This is a genomic window from Candidatus Babeliales bacterium (assembly GCA_035288105.1).
Lineage (GTDB): Bacteria > Babelota > Babeliae > Babelales > Vermiphilaceae > SOIL31.
In genome coordinates, this window is sequence record DATEAY010000028.1 from 1 (window position 1) to 2,889 (window position 2,889).

General features: G+C 34.8%; 3 protein-coding genes. 2 read left to right on the plus strand and 1 reads right to left on the minus strand.

Annotation, left to right across the window (positions count from 1 at the left end; genetic code table 11):
- Positions 1 to 329 precede the first annotated feature (329 nt).
- Positions 330 to 1,343, plus strand: coding sequence for an IS110 family transposase (locus VJJ26_01510; GenBank protein ID HLC06841.1), 1,014 nt, complete (start codon positions 330 to 332; stop codon positions 1,341 to 1,343).
- Between the two features lie 457 nt (positions 1,344 to 1,800).
- Here VJJ26_01510 and VJJ26_01515 read toward each other — a convergent pair whose 3' ends face one another.
- A complete protein-coding gene (locus tag VJJ26_01515) occupies positions 1,801 to 2,322 on the minus strand; it encodes a transposase (protein ID HLC06842.1) in 522 nt (173 codons plus the stop codon).
- Positions 2,323 to 2,567: 245 nt separating this feature from the next.
- Here VJJ26_01515 and VJJ26_01520 point away from each other — a divergent pair.
- The coding region (locus VJJ26_01520; protein HLC06843.1) for a hypothetical protein at positions 2,568 to 2,889 on the plus strand (322 nt) is incomplete at its 3' end.

Genomic DNA, 2,889 nt, shown 5'->3' on the forward strand with positions numbered 1-2,889 from the left:
TATTTGTTTTATTCTCCGAACTCTTTTGGGTTGCTTTTTTATCTTTATTATTTTAAAAAATATTTTATTGCTGTGCCTGTGAATTTCGTGGATAACTTGCTTTTTAGTTATCCACAAATTCATCAGGCTGTTTTTAAAAAAACTGGTTTATAATTCACACTATAGTTCTCTCCGTTTCTTACTATAGCCCACGCAGTTCTTGCTATCTTGTTTGCTAATGCTACCGCAGTTTTGAGAATCATAAGGTGGCCCTTTGCTAAGATCGATACAATACAATTGTAGTAAAAAATAGTTGCATCGATAATTAACTTAACAAAGGAGCCACTGAAATGAAAATATACGTTGGAATTGATCTACATTCAAACAATAGTTTTGTAGCGTTGATTGATGAAGAAAATAAAGCTGTATACAAAAAAAGATTATCAAATGATTTGATGCTTTTATTAGAAGCGCTAAAACCATATAAAGATAGTATTGAAGGAATTGTTGTGGAAAGCACATACAATTGGTATTGGTTGGCAGATGGCTTACAAGAAGCTGGGTATAAAGTACATTTAGCAAATGTTTCGGCTAATGTTCAATATTCTGGTATAAAATGCACTGGTGACGAAAGTGATGCCCTATGGTTAGCAAATTTATTACGATTAGATATATTATCTACAGGACATATATACCCAAAAGAAAAACGCGGAATAAGAGAGTTGTTGCGTAAAAGATTGATTTTGGTTCGGCAACAAACAGCCTGTTTATTAAGTATTCAAGGCATGATTACTCGATATGAAAATGTATGTATAACATCAAGAAAAATAAAATTATCAAGTAATAAAATATTAGACTTTATAAAAGACGAAAATATAAGGTTTGCAGCACAGAGCCAATTGAAAGTATTAGACTGTATCATGGAGCAAGTAGATTTATTAGAAAAACAAATTCAAAAAATAATAAAACCAGATCCTCTTTTTGCGCTACTAAAAAGCATTCCTGGAATAGGACCAATTTTAGGAATGACAATTTTGCTTGAAACTGGGGATATCAAAAGATTCAAATCAGTCGGTAATTATAGTTCATATTGCAGATGCGTTGAAAGTAAGCGCGTAAGTAACGAAAAGAAGAAAGGGGTAAATAATCGCAAAAATGGGAATGCATATTTATGTTGGGCTTTTATTGAGGCAAGCAACCAGGCAATTAGAAGTTATCCTGAAATTAAAAAATACTACCAACGCAAGTTAGGTAAAACGATGCGGGTAGTGGCATTGAAGACAATAGCAAACAAATTGTCAAAAGCTTGTTATTTTATGCTGAGAGACAATGTGGAGTTTGATATGAAAAAATTATTTATGTAGTAACTGAATTGGGTTGGAGTATTTGTAGCCAGGGTTATGACTGATAAATTCATTTCTTTGAATGGCCGAGTATTTCAACCCTCTATTTTTTGTTGTTGTAGTGAGTTAAAATAGATTCGCCCATGCTATGAACCTATATAAGACTGGAAATCTTAATTTAAGATTATCCCTAAAAATTGTACTGTTATAGTGCATTTAATTGGACATAGCATGGCACTGATAGTTTTTTGGGGCAACGAAGTTGCCAGGGGCGTTTAATATAGCTGAGTTATTGGCCATACAATAAGCCTTGATCCCGATGGGTGTCTGGCGCGATTCTATTAGAATACGTAACCAATCATTAAAGAAACTTAGGCGCGAACTACACGCACGCAACATAAAAAATATAAAGATAAAAAAGCTAAAAGCGTCTATAAAAAAAGACGAGGGTATTGTTTTTTTCTTGACAGCGAGGCACCTAATGGGTGTCATAGGCAACTTTAGGCAATACTTCGTTGTTGAGCTTTTCATATTTCTCTTTTATGGCTTTATCCCTTTCTTGCCAAAGACTGGCTTTGGATATTAATTGCGAAGCATCTACAAAGCTAAATACCTCATTCATATATCCTTGAGCTTTTAATTGATCACGCAAATCATTAAACATCTTTGATAGCCTGCTTGTCCCTAGGCGCTCCCGCATTCTGCCAAATACAGTGTAATTTGGTGTCGGTTCTGCTAAATCAAATTCACAGAACCATTTGCCTGCGTTATTTTCCTGCAAATAACGCTCTAATTCTCTATCACTTAAATTTTCAAGAAACTGTAGCAGCAAACATTTAAACAAGCGTAATGCTCCATAGCCCTTATAATTATTATCTTTCTCGATATCTTTTAGTTGATTTTGAACTCCTTCAAATTTCCAAAGATCACAGAACCTGCGATAAATATGATCTGCTGGCACCAAATCCTCCAAACTAACCATCATTATTTGTTTCGACATGTTTATCAACCCAATAAACGTTAAAAACCCTATTATAATAGGGTTTTGCTTGATTTTGTACTAATAAATTATCTAAATTAGAATAATATTTTTTTATATACATTTTAGGATTGGAACAGCCAAAGAGCGTTGGGTCAGGGGTAATGCTTCGAGGGGCGTGGCCGACATGGATGTCGTTTGGTTACCGAGGACAGGAGTCCGTCCCCGAGAAGCATTGCCACTGATCCAAAAAGCTCTTTGGCAAAATGCTTACTAAACAAAATTATCTACCATTAAGTACTTTCAGATTGCAACACTCCCATACACAGCTTTCCGAAGAAGAATTCGAAAAGATGTCCAAACAAGCAATTGCTGATGGCACTAACCCGCCAATAGATCAAGATTATATTATAAAGGGCTGGCTTCATAGTAGGCCTGACGCACTCGTAATTAAATACAAGCGTAAAATACCACTTGTGAATGCATCACATAATCTCCAAATCGGCCTTGGTGATAAGAACTGTAGCTTATATTCTATTAATTTTTTAGAGGGCATTCAAAAACTTTTAGCGTTAGAAGGACAAGAGG

Excerpts from the sequence above, each read along its gene's own strand:
- VJJ26_01510 (HLC06841.1), top strand. The coding sequence starts at position 330 with ATGAAAATATACGTTGGAATTGATCTACATTCAAACAATAGTTTTGTA.
- VJJ26_01515 (HLC06842.1), bottom strand. The coding sequence starts at position 2,322 with ATGTCGAAACAAATAATGATGGTTAGTTTGGAGGATTTGGTGCCAGCA.